The 26,058-nt window shown below is 53.3% G+C and carries 24 protein-coding genes; 9 read left to right on the top strand and 15 right to left on the bottom strand.

The window, feature by feature from the left end:
* Positions 1-226: 226 nt before the first annotated feature.
* The 9 genes from EYC98_RS07060 to EYC98_RS07020 are packed head-to-tail and all read left to right on the top strand — an operon-like array spanning position 227 to position 7,604.
* Entirely contained in the window at positions 227-733 is a 507-nt protein-coding gene (locus tag EYC98_RS07060; RefSeq protein WP_279244613.1) for a Na+/H+ antiporter subunit E, read from the top strand.
* 2 nt (positions 734-735) lie between these two features.
* Positions 736-1,011 carry an MrpF/PhaF family protein gene (locus tag EYC98_RS07055; protein WP_279244612.1) on the top strand — a complete coding sequence of 92 codons (276 nt, stop codon included), beginning with the start codon at positions 736-738 and terminating at the stop codon, positions 1,009-1,011.
* A complete protein-coding gene (mnhG, locus tag EYC98_RS07050) occupies positions 1,004-1,336 on the top strand; it encodes a monovalent cation/H(+) antiporter subunit G (RefSeq protein ID WP_279244611.1) in 333 nt (110 codons plus the stop codon). The genes EYC98_RS07055 and mnhG overlap by 8 nt, the downstream gene beginning before the upstream one ends.
* A complete protein-coding gene (locus tag EYC98_RS07045) occupies positions 1,333-2,310 on the top strand; it encodes a DUF4040 domain-containing protein (RefSeq protein ID WP_279244610.1) in 978 nt (325 codons plus the stop codon). Before mnhG ends, EYC98_RS07045 begins: the two co-directional genes overlap by 4 nt.
* Positions 2,310-2,660: a cation:proton antiporter subunit C gene (locus EYC98_RS07040; RefSeq protein WP_279244609.1), complete on the top strand. Its 351-nt coding sequence runs from the start codon at positions 2,310-2,312 to the stop codon at positions 2,658-2,660. The genes EYC98_RS07045 and EYC98_RS07040 overlap by 1 nt, the downstream gene beginning before the upstream one ends.
* Positions 2,661-2,664: 4 nt before the next feature.
* Positions 2,665-4,170, top strand: coding sequence for a monovalent cation/H+ antiporter subunit D family protein (locus EYC98_RS07035; RefSeq protein ID WP_279244608.1), 1,506 nt, complete (start codon positions 2,665-2,667; stop codon positions 4,168-4,170).
* The gene (locus EYC98_RS07030; RefSeq protein ID WP_279244607.1) at positions 4,167-5,636 is read left to right on the top strand and encodes a monovalent cation/H+ antiporter subunit D family protein; all 1,470 of its coding nucleotides are present in this window, start codon (positions 4,167-4,169) and stop codon (positions 5,634-5,636) included. The genes EYC98_RS07035 and EYC98_RS07030 overlap by 4 nt, the downstream gene beginning before the upstream one ends.
* Positions 5,636-5,902: a hypothetical protein gene (locus EYC98_RS07025; protein WP_279244606.1), complete on the top strand. Its 267-nt coding sequence runs from the start codon at positions 5,636-5,638 to the stop codon at positions 5,900-5,902. The genes EYC98_RS07030 and EYC98_RS07025 overlap by 1 nt, the downstream gene beginning before the upstream one ends.
* Positions 5,895-7,604 (top strand): Na(+)/H(+) antiporter subunit D, encoded by a 1,710-nt coding sequence (locus EYC98_RS07020; RefSeq protein ID WP_279244605.1) that lies wholly within the window; start codon positions 5,895-5,897, stop codon positions 7,602-7,604. The genes EYC98_RS07025 and EYC98_RS07020 overlap by 8 nt, the downstream gene beginning before the upstream one ends.
* A gap of 302 nt (positions 7,605-7,906) precedes the next feature.
* Here EYC98_RS07020 and EYC98_RS07015 read toward each other — a convergent pair whose 3' ends face one another.
* The 15 genes from EYC98_RS07015 to EYC98_RS06945 all read right to left on the bottom strand — a co-directional run bounded on the left by EYC98_RS07015 (position 7,907) and on the right by EYC98_RS06945 (position 25,962).
* Positions 7,907-9,553 carry an OprO/OprP family phosphate-selective porin gene (locus EYC98_RS07015; RefSeq protein ID WP_279244604.1) on the bottom strand — a complete coding sequence of 549 codons (1,647 nt, stop codon included), beginning with the start codon at positions 9,551-9,553 and terminating at the stop codon, positions 7,907-7,909.
* Positions 9,554-9,797: 244 nt separating this feature from the next.
* Complete coding sequence (locus tag EYC98_RS07010) at positions 9,798-10,844, bottom strand: DUF389 domain-containing protein (protein ID WP_279244603.1); 1,047 nt, start codon at positions 10,842-10,844, stop codon at positions 9,798-9,800.
* A gap of 119 nt (positions 10,845-10,963) precedes the next feature.
* Positions 10,964-12,706, bottom strand: a complete 1,743-nt coding sequence (locus EYC98_RS07005) for an alkaline phosphatase family protein (protein WP_279244602.1) — start codon at positions 12,704-12,706, stop codon at positions 10,964-10,966.
* Between the two features lie 85 nt (positions 12,707-12,791).
* Entirely contained in the window at positions 12,792-13,064 is a 273-nt protein-coding gene (locus EYC98_RS07000) for a hypothetical protein (RefSeq protein WP_279244601.1), read from the bottom strand.
* 31 nt (positions 13,065-13,095) lie between these two features.
* Positions 13,096-15,030, bottom strand: a complete 1,935-nt coding sequence (locus EYC98_RS06995; protein WP_279244600.1) for a DUF3604 domain-containing protein — start codon at positions 15,028-15,030, stop codon at positions 13,096-13,098.
* Positions 15,031-15,105: 75 nt separating this feature from the next.
* Complete coding sequence (locus tag EYC98_RS06990; RefSeq protein ID WP_279244599.1) at positions 15,106-17,055, bottom strand: DUF3604 domain-containing protein; 1,950 nt, start codon at positions 17,053-17,055, stop codon at positions 15,106-15,108.
* A gap of 63 nt (positions 17,056-17,118) precedes the next feature.
* Entirely contained in the window at positions 17,119-18,156 is a 1,038-nt protein-coding gene (locus tag EYC98_RS06985) for a DUF1214 domain-containing protein (protein ID WP_279244598.1), read from the bottom strand.
* 31 nt (positions 18,157-18,187) lie between these two features.
* Complete coding sequence (locus tag EYC98_RS06980) at positions 18,188-19,837, bottom strand: DUF1254 domain-containing protein (protein WP_279244597.1); 1,650 nt, start codon at positions 19,835-19,837, stop codon at positions 18,188-18,190.
* 17 nt (positions 19,838-19,854) lie between these two features.
* Entirely contained in the window at positions 19,855-20,532 is a 678-nt protein-coding gene (locus EYC98_RS06975) for a TetR/AcrR family transcriptional regulator (RefSeq protein ID WP_279244596.1), read from the bottom strand.
* A gap of 180 nt (positions 20,533-20,712) precedes the next feature.
* On the bottom strand, positions 20,713-20,886 hold the full coding sequence (locus EYC98_RS06970; RefSeq protein ID WP_279244595.1) for a hypothetical protein: 174 nt from the start codon (positions 20,884-20,886) through the stop codon (positions 20,713-20,715).
* A gap of 21 nt (positions 20,887-20,907) precedes the next feature.
* Complete coding sequence (locus tag EYC98_RS06965) at positions 20,908-21,306, bottom strand: YkgJ family cysteine cluster protein (protein WP_279244594.1); 399 nt, start codon at positions 21,304-21,306, stop codon at positions 20,908-20,910.
* 71 nt (positions 21,307-21,377) lie between these two features.
* The gene (locus tag EYC98_RS06960) at positions 21,378-22,709 is read right to left on the bottom strand and encodes a DEAD/DEAH box helicase (protein ID WP_279244593.1); all 1,332 of its coding nucleotides are present in this window, start codon (positions 22,707-22,709) and stop codon (positions 21,378-21,380) included.
* Between the two features lie 347 nt (positions 22,710-23,056).
* Positions 23,057-24,577, bottom strand: a complete 1,521-nt coding sequence (locus EYC98_RS06955; RefSeq protein ID WP_279244592.1) for a phospholipase D-like domain-containing protein — start codon at positions 24,575-24,577, stop codon at positions 23,057-23,059.
* A 57-nt stretch (positions 24,578-24,634) separates the two neighbouring features.
* Positions 24,635-25,021 carry an SPOR domain-containing protein gene (locus EYC98_RS06950; RefSeq protein WP_279244591.1) on the bottom strand — a complete coding sequence of 129 codons (387 nt, stop codon included), beginning with the start codon at positions 25,019-25,021 and terminating at the stop codon, positions 24,635-24,637.
* Between the two features lie 104 nt (positions 25,022-25,125).
* Positions 25,126-25,962: a glucose 1-dehydrogenase gene (locus tag EYC98_RS06945; RefSeq protein ID WP_279244590.1), complete on the bottom strand. Its 837-nt coding sequence runs from the start codon at positions 25,960-25,962 to the stop codon at positions 25,126-25,128.
* Between the last annotated feature and the right edge of the window lie 96 nt (positions 25,963-26,058).

The raw sequence follows: 26,058 nt of genomic DNA, 5'->3' as shown, positions 1-26,058 counted from the left end.
CAGCGGCTTAAATTATGCTGTACTAAAACTCCATAAAATCCACCTAGCGCTGCACGATTCTAACAATATTGGTCGTTAAACATGGCAATACCGTCTCAATATTTGGAAATTGCCGTTTCAGAGCCGAGTTCACTTGTCTGGACCGAGAATTTGGCCATAATGACAGGCCGCGTCACAGGTAGCCTAAGAGTGCCTTGCCAGACCGACTTTGTGAGAGAAAACGTAGATGTATCGTAGTAACCAGCAACAGGGTAACGGGAAGGTTCTGCATATCGCCGCTCTGCTGGCAGTGCTGATGGTATCCTGGGTTCTGTGGTCCGGGCTGTACAAGCCCCTCATCCTGGGTCTGGGCGTTTTCTCCTGTTTACTCAGTACCTATCTGGCCACCCGCATGGGGTTTTTTCGCCACAAGTTTCCGCTGCGAACACTGCTGCGACTGCCGGGCTATTGGTGGTGGCTGCTGCTGGAGATCGTCAAGTCGAGTATCGACGTGGCCCGTGTGGTACTAAGCCCATCAATGCCAATCAGTCCGACAGTGGTAGAACTCAAGAGCGAGGGCCTCAATGATGCGGGAAAGGTCATCCTGGGGAACTCCATCACCCTTTCCCCCGGCACCGTCACAATCGATCTTTACAAGGACACCTTTCTGGTGCATTGCCTGACCAAAGAAGGCGCACAGGCGCTGCAGGAGCAGGAAGCGCAACGACGTGTGCAGCTGCTGGGGCTTAACTGAGTATGTATATACTGGTATCCATCGCCATTCTGGTCACTATGGTACTGGCCCTGGTCAGAGCCTTGAAGGGGCCCACCGTTTACGACAGAGTGCTGGCAGTCAATATGTTCGGCACTAAAACAGCCATGTTACTTGCCGTCATTGCCTATCTCTATGGACGTCCGGATTTTCTTGATTTGGCGCTGGCGTATGCACTGATTAATCTGGTGGGCGTTCTGGCGGTGCTCGAGTTTTTCCAGAATAATCACAGAGACCACGCCGAGTACGATAATGACTGAGCTATTAATAGATGCTCTCAGTTGGTTGCTAATGGCACTGGGCGGTGGCTTTGTGCTGATTGGTGGTATTGGTGCCTTGCGCCTGCCCGATTTCTACACTCGCATTCACGCTGCCAGCCTAACCGACACCATGGCCAGCATACTCATATTCTTCGGTATCATTTTGCAGGCGGGCTTTTCTCTGGCCGCACTGAAACTATTTGCCATTATGATCTTCCTTCTGCTGACCGGTCCCACCGCCAGCTATGCACTCGCCAATGCCGCCCTACAGTCTGGTCTGCGACCCGAAAAACCGACTGTAACCAGTACAGGCAGAGATAAATGACTTTTGTTTTTGCGCTATTTTTGTTGACCCTGCTGGTCATCACTGCGCTGGCGATAGTCCGCAGCGACAACTTATTTGTCGCGGTCATGTTGACGTCAATATTCAGCCTGCTAATGGCGGCCAATTTTTTTATCCTCGATGCCGCGGACGTCGCCCTGACCGAGGCGGCCGTTGGCGCGGGCGTGACGACAGTCATCTTCCTCAGTGCGCTGGCGATGACGGCTGAACGCGAGAAATTTGCCCATGTCGGCCGTGCAGCCGCCCTGCTGGTCGTCATTGTTCTGGGTGCACTGATGACTTATGCCATATTTGATGCGCCACGTCTGGGCGACCCGAATGCACCGGTACACCAACACGTTGCACCTTGGTATCTGGAGAAGACACCTGAATATATTGATATACCCAATATCGTTACCGCGGTACTGAGTAGCTTTCGCGGCTACGATACTTTGGGTGAAGTGTTCGTAGTTTTTGCTGCCTGCATTGGCGTATTGTTTATTCTGGGCCCACGACCTGCCGGCCATGCCGCGCAGCGGCCCGCGCGAAGCAGCGGCCTGAAACACCACCTGATACCCCAGGTTGTGGGTCGCTTGCTGGTGCCCTTTATTGTTCTGTTTGGACTATACGTGCAGTTTCACGGTGAATATGGCCCGGGGGGTGGATTCCAGGCCGGCGCTATCATAGCGACTGGCGTTATCCTTTTCGCCCTACTGGAGGGCGAGAACGCGGCGCTACGCGCAGTGCCGCAGCGCGCTTTGATGGCCCTGGTGATTGGTGGCGCCAGCCTCTACGGAGCGGTCGGTATCGTCTGCATTGCATTGGGTGGCAACTTTCTCGATTATTCGGTGCTGTCCAGCGACCCCGTGTTTGGACAGCAATTAGGTATCCTTATCATTGAGGCCGGTGTCGGCATGGCAGTTTGCGGTGCTTTGCTAACGATTTTCCATGCCTTCGCGTCGCGAGGTCAGGGCTGATGGAATTGCTCGGCTACTTCAACTACTTTGTCTTTGTCGTGTTATTGATGATTGGTCTTTACGCCGTCATCAGTAAGGTCAATCTGGTCAAGAAGCTGATCGGCCTGTCTATATTTCAGTCGGCGGTGTTTCTGATGTATATCACCATGGACAAGGTTGAGGGTGGAACTGCCCCCATCATCCTTGCGGGTATGCCTGAGCAAATTTACTCTAACCCGCTACCGCAGGTGTTAATACTGACTGCAATTGTGGTGGGCGTTTCTACTCTGTCTCTGGGTTTGGCTATTGTTGTGCGAATCAACGAAAGCTACGGCACCATAGAAGAAGACGAAATTCTGGACGCGGACTGAGGCTATGGATTTAACGCCACATCTGCCGGCCTTACAGGTTGTCGTGCCAATGCTCGCGGCACCTCTGATCGTGTTACTGAAACCCAGGGGCCTTGCCTGGGCCGGTGCGACTGCGGTTGCCATGCTGAGTTTCTGCATTGCCATTGCCATGACCATAGACGTCCTGCAAGGCAAGGTATTCACTTACCAAATGGGTGGCTGGGCGGCACCCTACGGCATTGAATTATCGGTGGACGCGTTTAGTGCGGTGTTATTGCTAGTGGTGAGTGGCGCTGGCGCACTGGGAATGTTGGCGGCACATGCCAGTGTCGACCAGCAGATTGAGCTGGAACGCCAGCCGCTGTTCTACTCCGCCTGGTTACTGGCAATGGCAGGCCTGATTGGTATCGTGGTTTCAGCAGACGCATTCAATATTTTTGTGTTCATGGAAATTTCTTCCCTGGCCAGTTACGTGCTGATCGCCGGCGGCCCGGATCGACGCGCTTTGCCGTCCGTATTCAAGTACTTGATCATGGGCACCATCGGAGCCACCTTTTATCTGATTGGTGTTGGCCTGGTCTATATGATGACGGGAACCCTCAATCTCGCAGACATGGAAGTCAGAATTCAGGAAGTGACTGAGCTCAACCCGTTACTGGTCGCGGCTGGCTTTATCACCATTGGCCTCGCGCTTAAAGCCGCCGTCTTCCCGCTACATGTTTGGCTGCCCAATGCCTACACCCACGCTCCCCATATGGTCACCATGTTTCTCGCCGCATGTGGCACCAAGGTTGCTATCTACGTTCTTATTCGCTTCGACTTCCTGGTGTTTCAAAGCGCCCTGCCCGGGCACTCCACGCAATTTGCTTCATTCCTGATGCCCCTGGCGATTCTGGGTATCGTCGTAGCCTCGGCTGTCGCTGTGTTCGAGGGACACCTCAAACGACTATTGGGAACCTCCTCCGTGGCACAGATCGGCTACATCGTCCTCGGCGCCAGTTTCCTCAGCGCGGCCGGGCTGTCTGCCTCCGTGACCCACATTTTTAATCATGCGCTGGCGAAAGGCGGGCTGTTTCTTGCCGTAGCGTGCCTCGCCTGTCACTACCGTGATCTGCGCCTGAGCCAGTTGGCGGGTGCCGCGAAAACCATGCCCTGGACAGCAGCAGCCCTGGTGATCTGTGGCCTTAGTTTGATCGGCGTACCGGGTACGGCAGGTTTTATCTCCAAGTGGCTGTTGATCAACGCAGCCATGGCTCAGGACAATTACAGTGTGTTACTGGTAGCGGTAATCCTGCTCAGTTCACTGATGGCCGTCGCCTACGTATGGCGCATAGTCGAAACTCTGTACTTCGGTTCAACAGATAATGTTGCGGCAGATGGCGCCACTGACATTATACGTGAAGCACCCTTGCCGCTGCTGCTGGTAACCTGGCTGGTGGCACTGGCGAATATAGGCTTCGGCTTTTTCCCGCAGTTACCGATCAGCCTGTCTAGCGGCGCTGCCAGCGTGTTATTGGGCCAACTGCCATGACGCCGGAAAACACCATAGCCCTCATTCTTTGCCTGCCGCTGTTCATCGCGTTGGGTATCGTGGTGGCTGGACGTTTTTCCGATAATCTGCGTGAAGCGGTTACCCTGCTGGGGGCCAGTGCGCTCGCCGGCCTGGTTTGGAGTTTGTTGCCTGAGTTGATGGCCGGTGAGCGACCGGCTCTTGAAATAGGTGAAGTGCTACCCGGACTATCGGTGGCTTTCCGCGTTGAGCCTTTAGGCATGCTGTTTGCTGCACTCGCCAGTGGACTGTGGATTATCAATTCCATCTATTCAATTGGCTATATGCGCGCCAACCGGGAAAAGAATCAGACCCGCTTCTATGTCTGTTTTGCCCTGGCACTCTGGGCGGCTATGGGCGTAGCTTTTTCGGCCAATCTGTTTACGTTGTTCCTGTGCTATGAATTGTTAACGCTGTCGACCTACCCCCTGGTCTCCCACAAAGGTGACCCCGCTACGGTTCGCTCCGCGCGCACTTATCTAGGCATTTTGCTGGGAACGTCTATCGGTTTGTTTCTGCCGGCCATTATCTGGACCTACCATTTAGCAGGCACCGGCGATTTCACAGTGGGCGGCATTCTAGAGGGCCATATATCGGGCGCCGATGTGGGCTTGCTGCTGGGCTTGTTTGTGTTCGGCGTCGGCAAAGCCGCACTGATGCCAGTGCATCGCTGGCTGCCGGCAGCGATGGTCGCACCAACACCGGTCAGCGCCCTGCTGCACGCGGTAGCCGTCGTTAAAGCGGGTGTTTTTGCGATCACCAAAATCATCGTCTACATCTTTGGCATAGATTTTCTGTTCGCGACACCCAGCAGTGGCTGGCTAGTCTATGCAGCGGCATTTACTATTATCACCGCCAGTTTGATTGCCCTGCGGCAGCAAAATCTGAAGCGGCTACTGGCCTACTCCACGATAGCCCAGTTGTCTTATGTGGTGATGGCCGCTGCCGTCCTCAAGCCATTGGCAGAAGTGGGTGCCGCGGTGCATATGATGGCGCACGCCTTTGGCAAGATAACGCTGTTCTTCGCCGCCGGTGCTATCTATACCGCGGCCAAGAAAACCGAGGTACATCAGTTACGCGGTATTGGACGGCGTATGCCCTGGACCATGGCCGCCTTCACGATTGGCGCACTCAGCATGATCGGGGTGCCACCAACCGCTGGCTTTGTGTCCAAATGGTATATTCTGGCGGGAGCGTTCCAGGCCGACAACTTACTGGTGGTGTTTACGATTATAGCCAGCACCGTACTCAATGCGGCCTATTTTCTACCCATCATATTCATGGCCTGGTTCGCTGCCGAAACGCCGGATGGGCCTGATCACGGTGAGGCACCCTGGCTAATGGTATTTGCGCTTACCGCCACCGCAATGCTAACGCTGGCTTTCTTCCTGTTTAATGGCCCGGTCATTGAGCTGGAGTCACAATTGGTGAGGGGCGGAATCCAATAATGTCTGATTCAGATTCCCAGGATTTTTTGAGCAGGCCGCAAACGATTCGCCGTCTGTGGTGGGGCTTTTCAATAGTCCTGGCGTTGACCGTGGCTGCGCAGTTGGTGATCTACGTCAAAGGCTATTTTGTGGTGGATGGCTGGTTTGGGTTTGGCGCGGTTTACGGCTTTTTGAGCTGCCTGCTTATGGTACTCGCCGCCAAGGCCCTGGGCTATTTTCTGAAGAAGCCCGCAGACTTTTACCAGCAGGACGAAGACGATGCCTGACCTGCTATCGCCTGCGCTGATTATGATAGTCGCCGCAATGGCTATTGGCCCGGCCAAGGGACATCTGCGCACTGCAGTGTTGTTGCTGGCGCCGCTGATCACGCTATGGGCGATATGGCAGGTGCCCGATGGCGTACAAGGTACCGTCAAATTTCTTTCCTACAATGTTGAGCCCGTGGAGGGCAGTGCCCTGCGGCGTCTGTTCGCGACCGTGTTTGCTCTCATGGTTTTTGTCGGCGGTCTCTACGCGTTCCGTTTAGCCCGCTGGTATGAGCTAGCCGCTGCCTATGCCTATGCGGCTGGCGCAATCGGTGTTTGCTTCGCCGGCGATTTAATCGTGCTGTTTCTCTATTGGGAACTCATGGCCCTGTTCTCCACCGTGGTGGTCTGGTGTGGGGGCACACCGGCCGCGCGCGCCGCCGGCATCCGCTATGCCATCATGCATCTGCTGGGTGGCGTCGTGCTAAAGGTGGGCATAGAAGGCGTGCTCATCAGCACCGGTTCTATTGAAATACGCCCCTTGCTGGCAACCGACTTCAGCACCTGGATGATTCTCTGTGGCATTCTCATCAATGCCGCCGCACCGCCAGTCTCGGCCTGGTTGGCAGACGCCTACCCCGAAGCGAGCCCGACCGGCTCTGTCTTCCTCTCCGCATTCACTACCAAGACCGCGGTGCTGGTCCTGATATTGCTTTTCCCGGGTGAGCCAGTACTCATTGGGGTGGGCCTGTTCATGGTGGTTTACGGCATTGTCTATGCCTTGCTGGAAAATGACATACGGCGCATCCTCGCCTATTCGATCGTCAACCAGGTCGGCTTCATGGTCTGCGCGGTGGGTATCGGTACGGAACTCGCGCTTAACGGGGCTGCTGCTCATGCGTTCGCGCACATCATTTACAAGGCATTGCTGTTCATGAGCGCTGGAGTGGTCATTTATCGGACCGGTAAGACCCGCTGTACCGAATTAGGCGGCCTTTACCGAACCATGCCAGTAACCACCATATGCTGCATTATTGGTGCACTGGCTATATCCAGCTTTCCGCTGACCTCCGGCTTTACCACCAAGAGCCTGATTTCTCTGGCTGCAGCCAATGAGCAAATGGTGTGGGTTTATATGACACTTACAGCGGCTTCCGCAGGCGTTTTCTTGCACGCTGGTATCAAGTTCCCTTGGTTCGTTTTCTTTCAGCGTGACTCGGGCATGCGACCCAAAGACGCGCCCTGGAATATGGCCGCCGCGATGATCATATTCGCCGCATTATGTATTTTGTTGGGAGTTGCGCCGCAGTGGCTGTACCCGTTCCTGCCCTACCCGATTGAGTACGAGGCCTATACGGCAGGCAAGGTAGTATTTTATCTGCAGTTATTACTGTTCTCAGGATTGGCATTCTTTATCCTGCTGCCGTTGATGAAGCGCACCGAAACTATCAGCCTTGACGTCGACTGGCTGTGGCGCCGGGCAGCACCCTGGTTACTGCAGCAGGGCTCGCGTGGCCTGCAACCACTCCTGGTCTTCAGTGCTTCTACCTGGCAGAGTCTGGAAGCGCTCTCCAAGCGTATGGCCGTAAACTATCTAGGCCAGCCCGAGACTGCGGATAGCGAAGAGCGTGGCCTGTTCGCGCGGTCCTGGCCTATTGGCGCCACCGCACTGTGGATTGCCATCCTGCTGTCGGCCTACGTGTTTATCTACTACACGGATTAGGTTTTTTTGACGGCCCAAGTTAAGTGATTGCAATGGTTCGGGTAAGTTAACCGAGCCAAGCAGCACAAATCTTCCACCTGGCTTAAAGTAACTGACCTGCTACATTAAAAGAGCGTGTATGCCTCGGCATAGTGCACTGAGGGGTATTGAATAAATGTCCATATCCCCCATCCACGGTCGCGTCGGACAGCCCGGTATTGGAGTATCGAACAGCGACTTCAGCAGCGCCTGTGCGTGGCGAATTGATAATTCAGCAGCAGAATCAGCGGGAACCAGATAAACCTTCACAATAAATTCGGAAATCAATTCAGCATGAGTACCAACCGACTAGCTACGCCACTGCTCTCGCCCTCGACACCAAACCGGTCGAGAATACTGTAGCGATAGTTCACTGAAAAACTGAATGCAGGTGTCAGCCACCAGTTGAGACCGAGCGAGTAAATATCGAGCTCACCACCGTTGATTTCACCATCATCGAAATCAGCTGAGGAGAATCTAGCTGCCAATTCCCAGGTACCCCAGCCAAATTGGTTGACGCTGCGGGCAAGCTGCAAGGGACGAAAGACTCCGCTGCGGCGATTATACTCGCGTCTCTCTCCGGTCAACGTATAAGCGGCCTGAATGTAATAGCTGGAGAGACCAGGGGCGTCCAGAGCTGGCGCTTTGATGTCCTGATAAAGATATTCGCCCATCAGCCAGAGCGGCCCCCGGCGCCAGGATGCCTCCAGGTTATAGGTGTATACCTCATTCGCCGTGAATTCGTCTGTGTCGATAAATATCGGCGCCTGGTTGAATTCAGGCTCGCTCGCATACCTTAACTCCGCAACCGCATCCGTATAGCGGACACCTAGCCCCAGATGCACCAGGTCGCTAGTGTCCTCAGATTCATAGGGCACGCCGGTGAGGCGGGCCACATAACTAGTCGGGCTTTCACTCATTCCAATGTCGGCCTCCGGGTCCAGACCCGGCATGAACGCCGAGACCGCCCAGCTAACGTCACGCTGGAACGCATTGCCGCTCCATATCAACCCGGTATTACGCGCGGGTAGCAAGGCGTCTCCCGCTGCTGTTCTCTCTTGCATCGGCATATGGACCAGACCCATAAGGCGCTCCATGGAAATCGGCTCCTTCTGCTTGCCTATACTCAGTGTAGTACCAGCAAAAGCCGGCACATCAAAGCGCCAGTCGCTCCAGGAAAAATCGTCTATCTGATTAACATCGATACCTTTGTCGAAAGCGTTGGTCGACGCAGAGATTGAGTAAAGAACCGGTGTCGGCAGTTTCAGGCTGCCGACAAGCCCAAAACGCAGCGCCCGAATTTCTCCCGCCTCGAACTCCTTCAAATCACCTACTTGCGCCTCGCTGTTTGCATCTTGCCTGGGCCAGTACTGTCGATCCACCACCAGTGCACCGAAAAGAGATCCAGCGATCCAATCGGTGTCGAATCGGTTCCACTTGTGCTTGTTCCTATACGCCACAGGCAATGAAACCGGTGGTGCTGCATAGGCGAACCAGCCACCTGGCTCAACCTTAGTGCCAGCTTCCGGCGCTGCGATACGCTCCAGGTTGTTACGAACAACTTTGCCGTCGTGCATCGCGAAACTCGTGTGAGCAGCGGTATTAAGGAGAACGTTGAAGTCCTCCCGCGGATCGCTGCTCAGTATCATGAAACTCGGAGCCTCGCCGAGATTTAACTCACCCAGGACCATGCCGTCATTAGCATTCAGAACCAGGTCAGATTCTTCGGCTATCAGTGCATTTTGTGTAATGAGGTCCAGCTTGTGGTCTCGAATTCTAAGACTGACTTTGACGTCCTCCACCTCGCCGGAACGATCAATCAGTATCACATTTTCGACGACTATGTTTCCCGGCAATGGCTTGGCAACAAGATACTTTTGGCTATACGCCGCCTGCGAAATACACAGAAAAATGACGCAAAGGCAGAGCAAACTAATTCTCTGCCGCGTCTCTGAAAGTCTCAGCCCTCGGTTCCTATACATTCTTCGTTCTCCAATTTACTAAAACCTGAACGTCCGTCTCTGCACGAACGAAGTTGAAGCCGGTAACCTCGTGGCATCCGCGGCATAGACCGATGCCAGGGCAAAGATTGAGATACCCGTTATTAACAGGGCTTGTAGTGTTCGATAGGGTTTCGATAGGGTTTCGATTGTGGGTTAATCTCTGATTTACCTTCTATTTTGATGATGTGCTAACACCGGAACTGCGAACTATCGTCTCAGGGATAATGCTGAACTCCAGCACGACTGGCATATCTATACTTTCAGAAATACTATCCCGAATTGAATTCACAACACCCTGATTCAAGGCGCCCGCTGATGCGACCAGATCCGCTCGAACGTAAGCCGAGCCATTTTTAAGACGTATGCTCAGGTTGTTAAATCGCACATCACGATCTGCCAGCACTAATTCCTGTGTTTTAACCGTCAAGCTGCGATGTACCAGGTTACGAACCAGGAGGTTGTCCATACTGATTCCCAATGGCGGAATGACCAATAACAAGCAACTACCAACAAGAACCAATGATATGAACGCCGATGCTTGACGGCGAAAGTACTGCAAAAAGAAAATAAGACTAGCTGAGAGAACGATGCCGAAAATATTGGTCAAATATAGTAGGAAGGGTCCCCGGGCACTTACCGTTCCCATTGCAAAACCAATATCGGTACCGGCTTTGTGTCCAAGTGAAAGCGCAATGCCTACCGTACACAAGGGCGGCACCAGGGCGACAGCAATCGCAATACCGGCTAGCGCCGAAGAGACCCCTGGCCGAGTATAGGCAAACGCTGCAGCGGCTCCTGCTGCGACAGCGATACCCAAGTCAAGAAGGCTGGGGCTCATGCGTGCGATCAATTCCGAACCTGCCAGTTTCCAGCCAATGAGTTCAGAAACAAGAAAAGCCATTGCGATAATGACGATAGTACCAATGACAATCGTTAACAGCGAGCGAGAAACAAGCACTCTGTTGGCTTCTATACCACCGAATGCCAGGGAAATAATGGGATTCATCAGTGGCGCAACAATCATGGCCCCTATAATCACTGCAGCACTATTGGACAACAAGCCAAATGTGGCAATGACACCAGCAGCTGCCAGCATAAAGAAAAAACCAAAGGACGGAACTGAGCCTTTTACAACCGTATGTTTTACATCACTAACCAAAACCGGATCTTCAATCAGATGACGCCAACTGCCAAATAAACTATTTGTTATTCCATTCATACCTAACTCTCATTTAGCCAGTTCGATCTCAGTGGGCCGTCAGGGCAAAGGTTGAATCCCCTGTTATAAACAGAGTTCGCTCCATAACTAATCTTCTATTCCTTTTTATAGACGCCCGCTTACTGCCCCAGCACCTCAAGCAAGACCTCGCCAGCCGCACCAGAAGGTGGTTTTGTTCCAATGGCGGTGGCAAGTGTCAGTGCCACGTCTACCGTATGAACGCGGCGCGAGACTGTCTGCGGCTTGATCCCGTTGCCAGCAAAGATGATTGGCACATAGGTGTCATATCGCCAGGGTGAGCCGTGTACGACCGCCACCGACAACCCGTCCAGATTGTTGATGAACCAACCGGGGTTGAACACCACATAGATGTTGCCCGAGCGGGCGGCGTTGTAGTTGTTCAGGACTGCTCGTGTCAGTCCGTTGTCGGGAACCGTTCCGCGCTCAAGCGAGGTGCTGGGGATTGCATAAGACACGGCGGGAAAGGCGACGAGCTCTTTGGCGATGGTGGTCTCAAGCGCCGCGAGGTCGATTTCGGGATCGTTGATAACATCACTGGTCAGGATAAGATAAGGGTGGTCGTAGCCTTCAATCATCTTTCCCTTGATACCGAACTTCTTTTTGATCCGCGCGACCACAGGCTCCGTGTCCCATTCGTCAGGCGAGACGTAGTCAGCCGGGACGCCAATGCTCTTCAGGTATCCTGGAGCCTCGGGGCCGCCATGATCAGCAGACAGCACGATCAGCGTGTTCTCCAACCCTATCTCCTTATCCACATAGGCAAAGAGATCTGCGAGTGTGCGGTCGAGCTGCAGTATATTGTCCTCAGACTCGAGGCTAGAAGGGCCAAAGAAATGACCGATGATATCGGTCGCGGAATAGCTGACGCCGAGATAGTCGGTGATCTCGTCATCCCCCAGTCCTTCCTCGGCGATGAGGGTTTTCGCGAGATCCGTCGTAATTCGGTCGCCCGCCGGGCTGATCGTTAAGAAGGTCGAAAAATACGGGTTCTCGGGTGTCGTAAATTTATGGGGGAAGGTGCGCCCATAACTGCCAAGCTCGGCTTCCCACTCCTGGTCGTCGCGATCGCCGAACAGGTAGGTGTCGATCGGGTTCAGTAATTCCCAGGCGCGGTTGGCGTAGCTCTCGGGAAGTTTCTTGGCGTTCCAGTCAACAATCCACTGGGGGTACTCGTCGTAGTAGTAGCTACTCGTCACGAACTGGTTCACTGCCTTTGAGAACCAAAAGGCCTTGCCGGTATGTCCCGCCATCGACACCGCGCCGCGATCCTTGACCGAGACGCTGAAAACCTTGGCTTTGCCGGCAGTCAGCGACGCCAGTTCATCGGAAAACGTGGTGGTAAGTATGGCCATGGGCGAACGACCGTCGCTGGTAGCGGCTTTCTGCGTAGGATCGATCTCGGTGTCGGCATCCACATCGGCGCCCTTGGTCAGAAGGCTATAGTTTGGGTCCTCGATGTTGTAGGTCGTGAGACCGGTTGTACGGTCGAACCAGAGGTTGCCAATCATCCCGTGCGCTGCCGGGTGCGCGCCGGTTGCCAGGGTCACGTGACCCACGATGGTCTCCGTATTAGCATGGCCATGGTGGGCGTTGTTGTAATGGATGCCCTCCTCGAGCAGGTAGCGAAGACCGCCCTCGCCGAGCCGGTCGGCGTAGCGCGTCGGCAGGTCGCCCCGGAACTGGTCGACGGTGATCTGGAGCACCAGCCTGGGCTTCTCGAACGTAGGTGATGGTGCCACCGGGGCCGGATCCTCCGCGTGAGCCGGCGCGAGGGCAAAGATTGAGAGCCCCGCTAGCAAAAAAGCAGCAAGCGTTCCATGCAAATTCAATATCGTTTTCATGGCGCTTTCACTCTCTCTTGATTGTTAATTCCGATATCCCGACGGCAAAGCACGGGGTTCTGCTCATGACTGGCCTGGTGCCTATTTACGAGTCATCCCCATCACCACCACGAGGGCCATCTCGAACTTCTTCTCGCTTACATTCACGTTTATCGCTGCCTACCGCGCCTTCTTCCTGACGGCATTCTCTTTTGTCTTGCCGTTCATCGGATCTGCCGCGCTCTTCACGTCTGTCTTCGCGCACGTCGGACTCTTGCCTTACTTCACGTCTGTCTTGCCGGTCTGAGGGGCCTGCGAAGGCTGGGCTCAACGTGCACATGAACATTAATGTCGTAACGAGGGTAACTAAAGTTTTCATTCTACTTCTCCATTGCTGAGGTGGTTGGTTTTCACGGCGTGTACCAGATCGGAGTTGTATAGCCACGCTCCTGCTCTACGGTCTTTGCCCCCTTGGGTATCTCGGATAACTCGACACCAAAGCGGAAGGCGTCATAGGCGATCCAGGTCGGTGTTGGAATCTCGAGAACACGTACGTAGTAGAAGGCGCTCTCCTTGGCATCAAAATCCGGATCAGTCCAGACAGTGAGCAGCTCTGGAGCACCAATGGTATTGGTCCAATTAGCCGCTTTTACGTTTACAGTGTTACCGACAGCAGGCAGTTTACCCTTGCTATCGGGCTTGCGGTCACCTGACCAAACGACGTCATAAACCTTCTCGTGTGTTTTTCCTTTCTTATCCAACCACCCCTTGACGATCTGAACACGATCCAGATTGGCACCGATGGGGTCACGCAATGCAGCAACCATGAAGCTGGGCGCTTCTTTCCCTTTCACAGGCTTCAAATCGCCGCCCATTGGAACGCCTTTTTCGTAACCAACAAAAGCCAGATGACGGCTATTGATGTCATCCTGCGTGAAGTCCCAGCCGCCGAAAAACCGGATTGCCATTCTGGTTCCAGTTGTGGCATAAACCTCTTTACGTTGCATAGCGTCGTAGATGGATTCGCGCGTATTTTCAGTGGCCCATACCGCTGTAAGCCCAGCGGCTTGCATTTCATAGTCCATGATCTGAATATTGTCGCCTTCTTGGAACAAACCACTCATGCGTTCGGCAGAGGGTTCACTTCCAGGGTGTTTACCGAAGAAGTTCTCTTCTTCAATGGAAGCAAGCGAAGTGTGGGCATCTGTGCCGGCGGCCAACCCTAATTTGTAAGGATTGGTTCCGAATTTTTTCTCCAGGACTAATCCGTTCTTCATTGCCTCCCGGGCATATTCATACTCCAACATGTCATTGGTTTTGTTGACACTCGCGTCAAGATTACCTTTGTCCCATGTGTAAAAATCTGCGAACTCGTCATCGGACGAAAGAAAGGGATGTGCTTCGCCGTCGCCTTTGATCTGCGTTACCTCATAGAGGGGTTCCCACTTGGCACGGGATTCCACGTAGAACTTATCGAGCTTGCGGCCGGTGAACTGCTTACCCACCGGGAACATGATGCCGTTAGACAGGTTGCCATTGTGCGCGATTGCCAATGCTGAGCCGCCTGTTTTTCTTTCATAGCTTTCCATCCATTCATACAGCTTGAGCGGATCGGGACTTCCATAGGGTTCCATCATCGTAAATGGCACCACTTGACTGGCTTTATCGCCGCCATCACGGAAAATTACGTTGCGGTGCAAGTTGCGGCCATCAGTCAACGACGTCCATTCATAACCGATAAGCGCAGTAAAATGGCCGGGCTCGTTGTAATGGTCTGCTGCCTTGACCATCCTCTGCCAAATGGTGTTGTACTTGGTTGAACCTGGCGAGTAGGTCTCAGTCAGATAAGGATCCATTTCTCCCCGAGCGAATGTGTACACCAGGTCAATCCCTGCGTCCACAGACGTCTGCCCGCCTTTACTCATTGCCGTGGCCCACTTTTTGCCTTGTTCGGACTTCATGACTTCCGGGGAGCCTTTGATGATGTCTCCGGCAAATCCCATCTGATCGGAATGATCTGCAATGGCCATCCAATCCAGAGGTCGGCCAAGTTTTACCGGAATCCCGGTTGAAGAAGTGACTTCTTCTCCACGCGCAAAACGCCAGGATTCGTCTAGTCCCAATGTATTGCCAAACAGGGCCGCATCCATGGAGTAGACAGTGTGCACATGCTGGTCTCCAAAAAGTGGGCGGCTCGAAAAGTCGCGCTGTGCATAAGGGGAATAGGACTTGCCCGAATAGCCCGGCTTGATGGACTCGTCAGTGAGCGTAATCCCAACCTGCGCGCTGACGCCCGAACTGAGCAAGCACAGGGAAATTCCAAGAACTAAATAGTTGAGTTTCATTTTTATCTTCCGCCTCTTGAGCGATTTTATTTCAATGCGTTTTCACGTCTATTAGCGCTGAACGCCTTTTAGTTATTACGGTGTGTACCAGATCGGCGAGGTGTAGGCCCGCTCCTGCTGATCAGCAGGAACACCTTCCGGCAAATCCAAGCCGTAAAAAACTGCATCGTAAGTTGTCCAGCGTGGTGTCGGGATTTCCAGGACGCGTACATAGTAGAACGCTCGCTCTTCGGCATTGAATTGCGGATCTTCCCAGTACGCCATCAATAAGGCATCGCCAATATCATTCGTGTAGCTTGCTGCGGCAACGTTGACGGTATTGCCAACAAGACCATCACAGCGATTGTTTGTTCCAACAGCCCTGTCGTCGGAACAGGCAACATCGTAGATTTTCTCCTGTAGGTCACCGCTGCTGTCCAGCCAGCCCTTGATGATTTGTACTCTATCAAGATTGGCACCGTCGGGATCCCGAAGCGCTCGAATCATTAAGCGGGTAGCTTTGCCGTCCGGCGCAGCCTTAAGGTCGCCTCCCATCGGCACACCGCCCAGGTAGCCTGTCTTCGCGAAATCCGGTCGTAACACATCCTTCTCGTCATAGTCCCAACCGCCAAAAATCCGCACGGTCATGCGCGTACCTGTCGTCGCATAAGTTTCCTTGCGCTTCATCGCATCCCACAATGACTCCCGCGTATTTTCCCGCGACCACACGCCCTGCAGGCCCGATGCGATAGTCTCGAACTCATAGGTGCTGGTGCCGACCTCGTCGGGGTCTGGTACGATCTGCCCCGCCCAGCGATCAGGCCCGGGCTCCATCATCGATATTTTTCCAAAATTGTTTTCTTCACGCGTCGTCGAAAGCGAGGTATGCGCATCTGTCGCTCCGACCAGCCCGAACTTGAATGGGTTTACGCCAAGCCGCTTTTCCTGTTGCAGACCAATTTTGAGCGCACCACGCACGTATTCATGCGCCAGCATTTCCGGCTTCTTCACTTCGCCGTTCCAATTGCCACGATCCCAATTCTCATAGTCAGCAAATTCGTCGTTCGGCGACAAGAATGGATGTGCTTCGCCATCCCCTTTCATCTGCGTGGCTTCATACAACGGCTCCCACATGGCGCGCTGCTCGGCATAATCACTATTGATACGACGACCTGAAAGGGTCTCCGTTGAAAACATCACGCCGTTCGACAGATTACCGTTGTGTGGGATCGCGAATACACGTCCGCCGGTCTTGTCCTCATAACCTGCCATCCAGCGCCATAAATCCTCGGGGTCATCCGAATCATAGGAGGCAAATGGAAGCACCTGCTTCGCCTTGTCGCCATCATCACGCATTACAACGACGCGATGCAGATTATTGCCGGCCGGAGCTGACGACCATTCATAACCTATGAACGCGGTAAACTCCCCCGGCTGATTGTGCGCTTCCGCGTGATCAATAATCTCCTCCCAGACGGAGCGTGTGAGATTCTCATCTGTCAGTGGGTTGTCACCTTTGACAATGACGTTCAAGCCCCAGGTCTCGAACGCGTCGTAGATCTCGCCCTTTTTGTACAGGTCGTGTGTCTTGCGGCCGACTTCACTGGCGAGAATTGCAGGATCAGACCGCTCAATCAACACCGCTACCCCGAGACTCTCGGCATGATCGGCAACGACTAGCCAGTCGAGAGGTCGCACCAGCTTAACCGGTTGTCCCGAGCTAGCTATTACCTGCTGACCCTTTGCGAAACGATAAGCCGCATCAGGACCCAGGGTATTACCAACCAGCCCGGCATCCCATGAATAGGATGTGTGCAGGTGCGAATCACCCCAGTAAACCCGATCCGGATGGCTCTGGCCGACGTAAGGTGAATAGACCGGGTCTTTGTGCGGCACATTGTCTCTGCTAACCGAAAAGTCGGCTCCGGTGGCCTGCCCACCCTGAGAAAATGCGAATCCGGATGCGAGAAAGCACAAGGCAATTCCAGGAAATCCATAGCGATGCTTTATAAGCATCTCTGGCTTCTTAAGCGATTTCGCTTTCATGATTGCTATCCTTCTCTTCCATGGTCGAGGCAACGCCCTAGCGTCGGCGCGAATAGTTAAACTTTATTGAACGGCTTTCGGCTCAGGAAAGGCCCAGCTTCCATCAAGAATTTCCTTCTTCGGCTGATAAAGCCTCACGAGGTAATTCCAACCATCCATGATTTCAAGGTAGTTATCGGCATTGGGATCGCCGCCAAAGCGAATAGTAGCGCTACCATCTGCTGCCCTCTTAGCAGTGATACCATTGTAGGAATAGATGTCTCGAGAATTTTTAACTATCCACGACTCCTTGTTGTACACAATCACTGACCAAAAGGCATCAACCGGCACGTCCTTCACCGTTAGCGTGTAAGCCGTCTTACCGTCGTTCTTCTCCGGAGAAAAATTGAGATAAATGGCGTCCTCACTGGGCTGTCCACCCCATCCGAACGCGGTGCCTAGCAGGCGGTGAATGGGATCGATCTCGTCCTTCTCACCAAACCATCCTTGGGTGGACCTCATTGTAGAGCCCAAAACGTTGATCGCATTGCGCAAGGTCTCTACACCCTGCTTATCCCAATTCGGCAACTCAAGTTTGCCTATGTCGGCCTGCTCGACTACGACCGCATCCTGCAAGGCGTGGGCGATCTTCATATCGGCAGGGTCATTAGGATCCGCAAAGGTTCGAATGCCAATTAAGATATAGCGGGTTCCCATATTCTCCATCGTATAGGTCTTTGTTGCAGGCCCGTAGATAGAGGGTGGAATGTTGTGATCCTGACTGATTGCCTGCATTGACATATACCGATCTCCCGAGTCTGGTATCGTAATGGTCAACGGTGAGCTAAGGTCAAATGTTCCGAACATATAGATCGTGTCGCGGTTTCCGCGAACGGTCACCTGGTTGTCGACATCATAGTGCTTGCGGTTGACGGCAAACTTGCCGAAGGCGTCCATGGCCAGGGCGTACCCCTTCATTTGAACGTCGCTCTCGGCGCGAACGTAGTTGTCGGCAGTGACCTTAACGAGGTCCTCCGCGTGCGCCGATGTCAGGGCAAGCGCTGCAACCCCGGTTAGAAACAAGCCTTTCAGGCTTCGCTGTAAAGTCGATTGTGCTTTCACATGTGTTCCTCTTTCTGTTACTGGTTCGGGTCTATTTAACGAGTTCTATTTCGCTTGGCCGCCAGGTTTTATTTATCCATGCCTCCATAGGTCCATACATTCTAAAGCCAGCAAACCAGCTTTTTCCTGGAATGGTTTGTAACCAGTTACTCTCATAACCAGCTGGTGCTTCAGGCGCAAAATAGATGTCAAAGGATCCATCTTCATTCATTTTGAGACCTTCGGTTTGACTGCCAACGGTTGGTAGTTTCTGATCTGTCTGGAGTTGTGAACGCGTTTGAGTGTCGTACGCAGTTATTGCCCAAAAATCCTTGGCGGGAGGATTAGCCGGAACATGGATTTTATAGGTAAGAGCGCCATCCATCGGTTGCTTGTCTGCATCTACATAGGCAATACCATAATCAGAACCAGCTCCAGGAATAGTCACAGCCATTGCCGGTGTAACCGCGGTGTAAGGGTAATAGAACATAGCCCTTGCATCTGAATTCATGGTCTGTCCGTCTTTACCGTTAAAAAATACATTTTTGTCGACCCATGCCATTAACCAGGCACTATTAGTATCCGGGTAAACCTGAATTCCCTTCATGTTATCGACACTGCCACTTACCCTTGGGTACCAGACTATTGATCGCGCAGTAGCATTTGCTATGGCAACGGCATCGGTCAAAATGCGTTTCATTCTTTCATCGGGATTAAATTCTTTGCCTTTTTCAATACCAATTGAAGCTAATAGTCCTCGAGTTTCTGCATCAATCATTTCCAAGGGCTCTTCCTGAATAACGGCATTTACATGTTCATAAAAATGAAAGTCGTTGTCGTGGACTGTATTGATATGTATTCCTGATACGCTAATAAACTCCATTTTCGAAGGACTGTCTTTTTGTGCTAAAGGATAAACTTTCAAGTTGTCTGTTATATTTTTAACCCCGGCTTCTATACCGTTGGCTATGGAGCCACGCATAAATGTCCAAATTCGGTAAGTAGGAGATTTCACTACAAAATAACCTGCTGGAATGTCTCCCTCGTAGTCAGGCGGTAATAACAAGAATTTTCCGCCTTTTCCCTTATCCGGACCCATCGGACCCACATCCTGCATGTACCTAAACCATGCGTCATTAAAAGCGCCCAGCATACCTGGTGGTACTTCAAGAACCGTTGCTCCGGTTTCTTTCAAATTAAAAGTTGGCATTACATAAAGCGTAGAGGTGTTACCCGTTAGAAAATAGGCTTTCGAATCCAATAACTTGTCAGAAATCATTACCTTATTATTGTGGTTAGTCCCAAGAACTTCAGGCCCGACCATAAGCTGTCTTACAGAGGCTGCAGACATCGTTTTCAAAAAGACATCCACACCACGCATCCTGTCCAGGTTTTCGTAAACCAACTCTGCAGTTTCAGGAAGCGGAGCCCCATCTGTAAATTTTAGGGTGCCGATTGAAGTCTCAACGACGTCGGGAGTATGGAGACCCTCCGGTAACTCTGTTGTTTGTGCGTAAGTCTTTAGCTCTTTCGGGCTCGACTCCGCGGCCTGTGCATGCTCTTGCGGCAGCGCTGTGGATGCCGCAGGTGGGCTCTGCTCATTTTGACAAGCGCTCATTCCAACGAGCATAGCCAACAGCAGGGCGGCGGTCGCTATACCCGCACCACGTGTCTTGATTTCTAATTCCGATATGCTCTTCATTGAATTCTCCAAATGATTCATTTACGGACCAGCGTCGAGGAGGCCTTTTCAACCCACTCAGCACCATAAAGCGTGGAAGCCCAGACCCGGAACAACGCTTCTCGCACCGGCTCCGGATTGCTTCTTGGGCGCCGCCCAAATGCCTCTATCATCGTATAAACATCGAGGCGGTTGAGCGCGGTGATCACGGGACGTGGATCGAATTGCGGGATCAGACCCTGCTCCTGATCACGAGTAACCAGCGCAACCCCCATTTCATCGAAACCGTTCATAAATTGCTGCCAGTCCTTCTCGAGCCGTTTGTCGGTAGCGGCCGCATCGGATATCGCACGTAAGAAGGGACCGCGCTTATAGCAAATGCGAACCAGCTCAGACACCGTTTCGTGCAGCAGGGCCACGGGATCGCCTACACCCACATACCAGGGCTTAACGACAGCGGATATTTCAGCAGCCAGCATATCCAGTAAGGCCTCCATCACTGCGTGCAGGTCACGGAAGTACTGGTAAAACGCCGAACGGCTAACGCCGGTTGTGGCCATCAGCGAACCGACCGTCATTTCATGAAACGGCTGCGACCAGACAAAATCCAGCGCCGCATCCAGTATCGCTGCCCGCGTACGATCGGATTTACCGATTTTTGTGGAGGGTTTCGCGGCGCCGCGTAAACGGGTCGAGTAGGCTTCGATATCTGACATGGTGTCAGTTTCTACTATAACGGCATCAATTGGCAATCATTCCTGTACACAGGCGTGCCTGGTGTTGATATGAATCAGGTATTTGCGGTGTTTAACGAATATCGGGCGCCAGCCAACATTGAGTGCTGTTGATCGGCGTTGAGGGCCGGCTCTAGCCGGCCAGGTGTGATGATAGCGCGGCTAATCCAGCTTTTTTATGCTTACTTCAAGGTTCTTGGTATTGCCTGCAAACCACTTTTGCACATACAGGCTGCCGACGATGGGAGCCTGACCCTCGGCGGGAACCTCTTTATAGCGCACGCTATTCTTGGTTTCTTTTTCAATTTCAAACTTAACAATCTGGCTGGACATCATTGCGCCCCTTCTAACTGTTTCTCAATGTAGTGGTGGACGGCTGTCAGCCATCAGTTTGTCGAGTACTATCTGTGCCTTCCTGGGCTCATCAAGATCTCCCGCTTCTATCATCTCACAATCATCGCGCACCATATCGGCGATCGAGACCGGGTAGTGGCGGCAGTCTTGAGGACGATTATGGTAAATACGACAGCCATACTTGATAGCAGTAGAGCCCGAACTGGGTGACAGTTCCTCCAGCCAGGGACAGCGAGTCAGTTGCTCACCCGTAGTGGGGTCCATCCAGATTTGACCATTGACGACATAATCAGCAATGGCGGGATTAAATATCTCCCAACTCTCGATTTCTTCGGCAGTAGCGGATAAACCACCATCGCTGTACTGAAGACAGCACTTACCGCACTGGTTACAATTTTTCATGATAGACAGCTGATGGCGGATAGTGCCGCCCCGGTAAAAACACGAACATCCGAGGCAGCGACAAGGAAATACTAGCCAGCACGCTGGTTGCCATTGCTTGAACGTGCTCTCGAGCCGCCGGTGTGATTACCACGGGCGCCTGAATTACCCGCACCCGACCCGGCTCGACCGCGCGAACCATTGCCGCGACCGCCGCCGCCATTGCTGCGACCACGACCGCCACCACCACCGCCGCGACCGTTCACGATAGGCTCAGCTTTGATGCTGGGGTCGATGTCATAGCCAGGCAAGTTGATCTTCTCAATATTCTTACCCAGCAGCTTCTCGATATCTCTCAGTAGCTTCAACTCATCAACACATACCAGCGACATGGCATTGCCCTGCTGACCGGCTCGTGCCGTGCGCCCGATACGATGCACGTAGTCTTCAGGAATATTTGGCAGTTCAAAATTGACCACATGTGGCAGTTTGTCGATGTCGATACCGCGGGCTGCAATATCGGTAGCGACCAAAACCCTGACGTCGCCAGCCTTGAAGCCAGCCAGTGCTTTGGTTCTTGCACCCTGCGACTTGTTGCCGTGGATCGCGGCTGCAGTAATACCATCATCGGCTAGCTGTTCCGTCAGCTTGTTGGCGCCGTGCTTGGTGCGGGTAAATACCAGCACCTGCTGCCAGGATTCATCACTGATTTTGTGTGACAACAACTCACGCTTGCGCTTCTTGTCGACGGGATAAACTGTCTGACTGACCAGTTCCACGGCGGTGTTTTCCGGTGTGACCTGTATTTCCGCCGGTTGCTGCAGAAATTCCGAGGCCAGCGTTTTGATCTCACGTGAGAACGTGGCCGAGAACAGCAGAGTTTGACGCTGCTTGGGAATCACATTCAATATTTTGCGGATATCACGGATAAAGCCCATATCCAGCATGCGGTCCGCTTCGTCCAGAATGAGTATTTCTACTTTGGACAGATCAATACTGCGCTGCTGCACATGATCAAGCAGGCGACCCGGTGTGGCTACGACTATATCGACACCCTTGATGAGCTTTTGCTTTTGCGGGTTGATACTTACTCCGCCAAAAATGACAGCAGAGCGAAATGGTAAATACTGCCCGTAATCGCGCACGCTTTCATGCACCTGAGCGGCCAGCTCGCGAGTTGGCGTCAATACCAACACTTTGGGATGACGTTTGTTGCTTTCGGTGTAGTTGTTTTGCAAAAGCTGCAGTACCGGCAGGGTAAAGCCGGCAGTTTTGCCGGTGCCGGTCTGGGCTCCGGCCAAAACGTCCCTACCTTCCATTACCAACGGTATGGCTTGTTCCTGGATTGGGGTCGCACTATCGTAACCTTGTTTTTCAATGGCGCGCAGAAGTTCAGCCGAGAGGCCGAGATCTTTAAATAACATGTATGTCTTGCTCCTGATTCTCTCTATTAGAGAGCGCCTGACCAAAAAGCGACTTAGTAACGACGTACTCGCGAATGGCTCGGTCCAGGCTTGGATTTTACAATGATATCAACCACCACAGGCTGTGGCGGTGATGCTAGGCGCAGACCGAAGTGCGCCAGGACGGGGTGCACTATACCAACGCGTGCCGTAAAAGATAGGGCTTTCCACCGGCTCATGCCGATTTAGTAAATAATCAACAGAATCATACGGTTAGCCGTTCGCTGCCGGCACTTGCTTGCGCCATCGATTATTACCCCAGATACCCATGCGCAGGCACAGGGTGGCGCTATTTACGATCACTCGCGCTACATCTCACCTTCAATTGGCAGCAGGCTCAAGAACCAATCTTCGATACGACGCATAAACGAATGCGCGGGCTGTCGGCTAAGCGTTTCGCTATCAGAAACCCAGGTCATCTGCTGCTCGGAATTCAATTCTAAGCGCCATGCGTTGCGCAGGGAAAAATCAGGCTCGAACGCCTCCCGCACCTCTGCATTAAAAGTGGCACTGTGAATAATCAACCCCATTTCCGTATTGATGTGCAAAGAGCGAGGATCCAGATTGGCACTGCCAACGAAAACACGGTCATTATCGAACACGATCATTTTCGCATGCAGGCTCAAGGATTTTTCGGCCACCGGTGATTCGATATAAAGATCACGGTCTAAGGCGTCAAACCGCACTTCATGCACTTCTGCACCCATTTCCACCAGGCTTCTGGCGTGATTGCGATAGGCACTGTGGGCCAACAAATGATTATTGGAATTAATAGAATTGGTCAGTATTCGCACTCTTACTCCGCGCTCCCGAGCACGCTGTATTGCGTGCTCCAGCTCGGGGGTAGGAATCAGGTAGGCTGAAATGAGCCACACCTCTCGGGTAGCGGCGTCAATCTCAAGGATCAGTTGTTCGCCCAACTCCGTGGGCGCCTGCTCGGGTGCGGTGAGGTCGTCCGCCGGCGGCGAGTCCAGCAGCAGGCGCGCTGAGCCAGCATGTGCGCCCTGCACCAACTCCAGCCATGCTGCTATTCGGTCTTGCGGGTGCTGCTCCTGGTGAGCGCCAGGCGGCGCTAGGTCGGCCAATGGCGGAGCGGGAGCTGAGTCCATTGCGGCACGTTGCTCGATGGCGACTGCAACGGGGAACGACCAGCCATTGTTCCAGTAGCGATCAAAGCCGTCGGCCAACTGCTGCACCACAGGCCCTCCGACGACTATTTCCATATCGCGAAAGTTATCGCTTTCACTAAAACCAAAGTAATGGTCGGCCAGGTTGCGCCCGCCCAGCACCGCAACCCGGTTATCAATCACCATTACCTTATTGTGCATACGATGATCGAGCCGGTGAAACTCGCCCAGGTTAAGCACCTCGCGCAATACAGCCTGATTGGAGCGTCGTTTAAAGGGGTTAAACACTTTCAGCGCAATGCTGGCATGTTGATCGATATCGAGCAGTTCCTGGTCGGCGTCAAGAACCAGTGAGTCATCCACCAGCACCTTAACCACCACACCACGCCGCGCGGCCGCCAACAAATGCTCCTTTATCGCCGCTCCAGAACTATCAAGATCCCAGATAAAGGTCTGCATATCGATGCTACTGACCGCGCTGTCGATGGCACGCAGGCGCCAGTCGAGCGCCTCACCCCCGGCGTTCAGGAGGTGAAACCAATCGCCCTGACGCACCGCCTCGAGCTCCTGCCATTCACTCGCTTGGGAGGGTTCGGGGGTCATCTCGACCGGTGCAACAACTGGTTGGAGCCCCGCTGAACAGGCAGTCAGGACAAGCACCAGAGCCAGCAGTAACGGGGCCTTTGACGGCCAATATTTCATGAGCAGAGCTACGTGAGCTTTGTAAACGGAGGTCATACAGTTCCCATTACGTCAATACTATCTAGCCAGCGACTCAGGCATAGTCCTTACCCAGGTGTCAGCTCCGGGGTTGGCGGAAAGATAAAGACCCTCACCTGCAAGAGCCTCCACTTTCGTCGCGTAAGCACCCAGTAATACCAAGTACCAGCTCTCTCCGTTCCGCAGCGTACGCTCTACCTTCACAGAGGCAGAGCCTAAGGTTGCAGCTTTGGACATGGCTGTTGCACGATCACGAAAGGCCCCCACCTGAATCGTAAACCCGGGATCAGGCGCAGGGCTAACGGGTTTCTCGGCATCCTGACTCCGGTATTCCAGATGTGTTGGCCAGACAGGGGCTGCTCTCCAAGGTGATTCACCGGGCTGAGCCTGAGCATACACGCTAGCTGTCAGCGCAAGAAAAACCATGAGTTGTCGACATTCCATACGCCAAACATAGTGGAACAAGCTCGTGGTGTATAGCCATCAAGCACAACAGCTTACGCCGGTGGCTTTAAGTGCTCCGCTGCGAATCAGCTGTCCATGCCGCGCTTGCCGGCCTCTGCAACAAAATCCTCGCGTTCAGCAAACGGCGTGGGGAAGGCAGCTCCGGTCGTGTAGCCGGCATCTGTTGTCAGCGTGTGGCCAGAAGTATAGCCCGCTTCATCTGATGCCAGCCACAATGCTGCATTCACCACGTCATCGGCCCGTCCTCCTCGCCCTTTAAGGGGGGACGCCAAGGCCAGGGCCTTCTCTGTTTCTTCAATCGCCGTATGATCACCGCTCAAGGCCGCGACCATCGCCGTCGCCATGCCTGCTGGTGCAATGCAGTTGACCCGAATACCGTGCTGGGCCAGCTCGGCCGCAACATTTTTGGTAATACCCACAATAGCGTGCTTGGCGGCCGCGTAGGCGTGCGGCCCAAGACCACCCATAATGCCCGCGGTACTGGTCATGCTGACAATGGAGCCAGCCTTTCTGGGAATCATCACGCGTGCTGCATGCTTGCACCCGTAGAAAGTACCATGGACGTGAATATCAAACGTGCGCTTCCACTCATCCGCAGGAGTGGTGGCAATGGGGCCTACAGAGCCAACGATGCCAGCATTGTTATACATAATGTCCAACTGACCGAATTCCGATACTGCGGTATCAACCATATTGGCAACTTGTTCTTCGATGGTTACATCACAGTGCACATAACGCGCGGCATCACCTAACTCATCCGCAAGTGCCTGTCCCGGCGCATCCTGTATATCGCCCATCACTACTTTGGCGCCCTCGAGCACGAACCGCCTTGCTGCGGCTGCCCCAAACCCACTTGCCGCCCCGGTAATAGCTGCTACTTTGCCTTCTAAACGTCCTGCCATTGGTATTTCCCTACTGTGCTGGTTATTGTTACCCCGCATAGTAGAACAAACCCCGAATCAATTCTCAGCGCGTGTTTACAAAATATGCTCCGCTAA

It is taken from the genome of Candidatus Litorirhabdus singularis (assembly GCF_026262625.1).
Lineage (GTDB): Bacteria > Pseudomonadota > Gammaproteobacteria > Pseudomonadales > Halieaceae > Litorirhabdus > Litorirhabdus singularis.
This window is presented reverse-complemented; position numbering and strand designations above follow the sequence as displayed.

What these genes read in the sequence shown, in the direction of transcription:
- EYC98_RS07060 (WP_279244613.1), top strand. Translation starts at nt 227, where the DNA reads ATGTATCGTAGTAACCAGCAACAGGGTAACGGGAAGGTTCTGCATATC.
- EYC98_RS07055 (WP_279244612.1), top strand. Translation starts at nt 736, where the DNA reads ATGTATATACTGGTATCCATCGCCATTCTGGTCACTATGGTACTGGCC.
- mnhG (WP_279244611.1), top strand. Translation starts at nt 1,004, where the DNA reads ATGACTGAGCTATTAATAGATGCTCTCAGTTGGTTGCTAATGGCACTG.
- EYC98_RS07045 (WP_279244610.1), top strand. Translation starts at nt 1,333, where the DNA reads ATGACTTTTGTTTTTGCGCTATTTTTGTTGACCCTGCTGGTCATCACT.
- EYC98_RS07040 (WP_279244609.1), top strand. Translation starts at nt 2,310, where the DNA reads ATGGAATTGCTCGGCTACTTCAACTACTTTGTCTTTGTCGTGTTATTG.
- EYC98_RS07035 (WP_279244608.1), top strand. Translation starts at nt 2,665, where the DNA reads ATGGATTTAACGCCACATCTGCCGGCCTTACAGGTTGTCGTGCCAATG.
- EYC98_RS07030 (WP_279244607.1), top strand. Translation starts at nt 4,167, where the DNA reads ATGACGCCGGAAAACACCATAGCCCTCATTCTTTGCCTGCCGCTGTTC.
- EYC98_RS07025 (WP_279244606.1), top strand. Translation starts at nt 5,636, where the DNA reads ATGTCTGATTCAGATTCCCAGGATTTTTTGAGCAGGCCGCAAACGATT.
- EYC98_RS07020 (WP_279244605.1), top strand. Translation starts at nt 5,895, where the DNA reads ATGCCTGACCTGCTATCGCCTGCGCTGATTATGATAGTCGCCGCAATG.
- EYC98_RS07010 (WP_279244603.1), bottom strand. Translation starts at nt 10,844, where the DNA reads ATGAATGGAATAACAAATAGTTTATTTGGCAGTTGGCGTCATCTGATT.
- EYC98_RS07005 (WP_279244602.1), bottom strand. Translation starts at nt 12,706, where the DNA reads ATGAAAACGATATTGAATTTGCATGGAACGCTTGCTGCTTTTTTGCTA.
- EYC98_RS07000 (WP_279244601.1), bottom strand. Translation starts at nt 13,064, where the DNA reads ATGAAAACTTTAGTTACCCTCGTTACGACATTAATGTTCATGTGCACG.
- EYC98_RS06995 (WP_279244600.1), bottom strand. Translation starts at nt 15,030, where the DNA reads ATGAAACTCAACTATTTAGTTCTTGGAATTTCCCTGTGCTTGCTCAGT.
- EYC98_RS06990 (WP_279244599.1), bottom strand. Translation starts at nt 17,055, where the DNA reads ATGAAAGCGAAATCGCTTAAGAAGCCAGAGATGCTTATAAAGCATCGC.
- EYC98_RS06980 (WP_279244597.1), bottom strand. Translation starts at nt 19,837, where the DNA reads ATGAAGAGCATATCGGAATTAGAAATCAAGACACGTGGTGCGGGTATA.
- EYC98_RS06975 (WP_279244596.1), bottom strand. Translation starts at nt 20,532, where the DNA reads ATGTCAGATATCGAAGCCTACTCGACCCGTTTACGCGGCGCCGCGAAA.
- EYC98_RS06970 (WP_279244595.1), bottom strand. Translation starts at nt 20,886, where the DNA reads ATGATGTCCAGCCAGATTGTTAAGTTTGAAATTGAAAAAGAAACCAAG.
- EYC98_RS06965 (WP_279244594.1), bottom strand. Translation starts at nt 21,306, where the DNA reads ATGAAAAATTGTAACCAGTGCGGTAAGTGCTGTCTTCAGTACAGCGAT.
- EYC98_RS06960 (WP_279244593.1), bottom strand. Translation starts at nt 22,709, where the DNA reads ATGTTATTTAAAGATCTCGGCCTCTCGGCTGAACTTCTGCGCGCCATT.
- EYC98_RS06955 (WP_279244592.1), bottom strand. Translation starts at nt 24,577, where the DNA reads ATGAAATATTGGCCGTCAAAGGCCCCGTTACTGCTGGCTCTGGTGCTT.
- EYC98_RS06950 (WP_279244591.1), bottom strand. Translation starts at nt 25,021, where the DNA reads ATGGTTTTTCTTGCGCTGACAGCTAGCGTGTATGCTCAGGCTCAGCCC.
- EYC98_RS06945 (WP_279244590.1), bottom strand. Translation starts at nt 25,962, where the DNA reads ATGGCAGGACGTTTAGAAGGCAAAGTAGCAGCTATTACCGGGGCGGCA.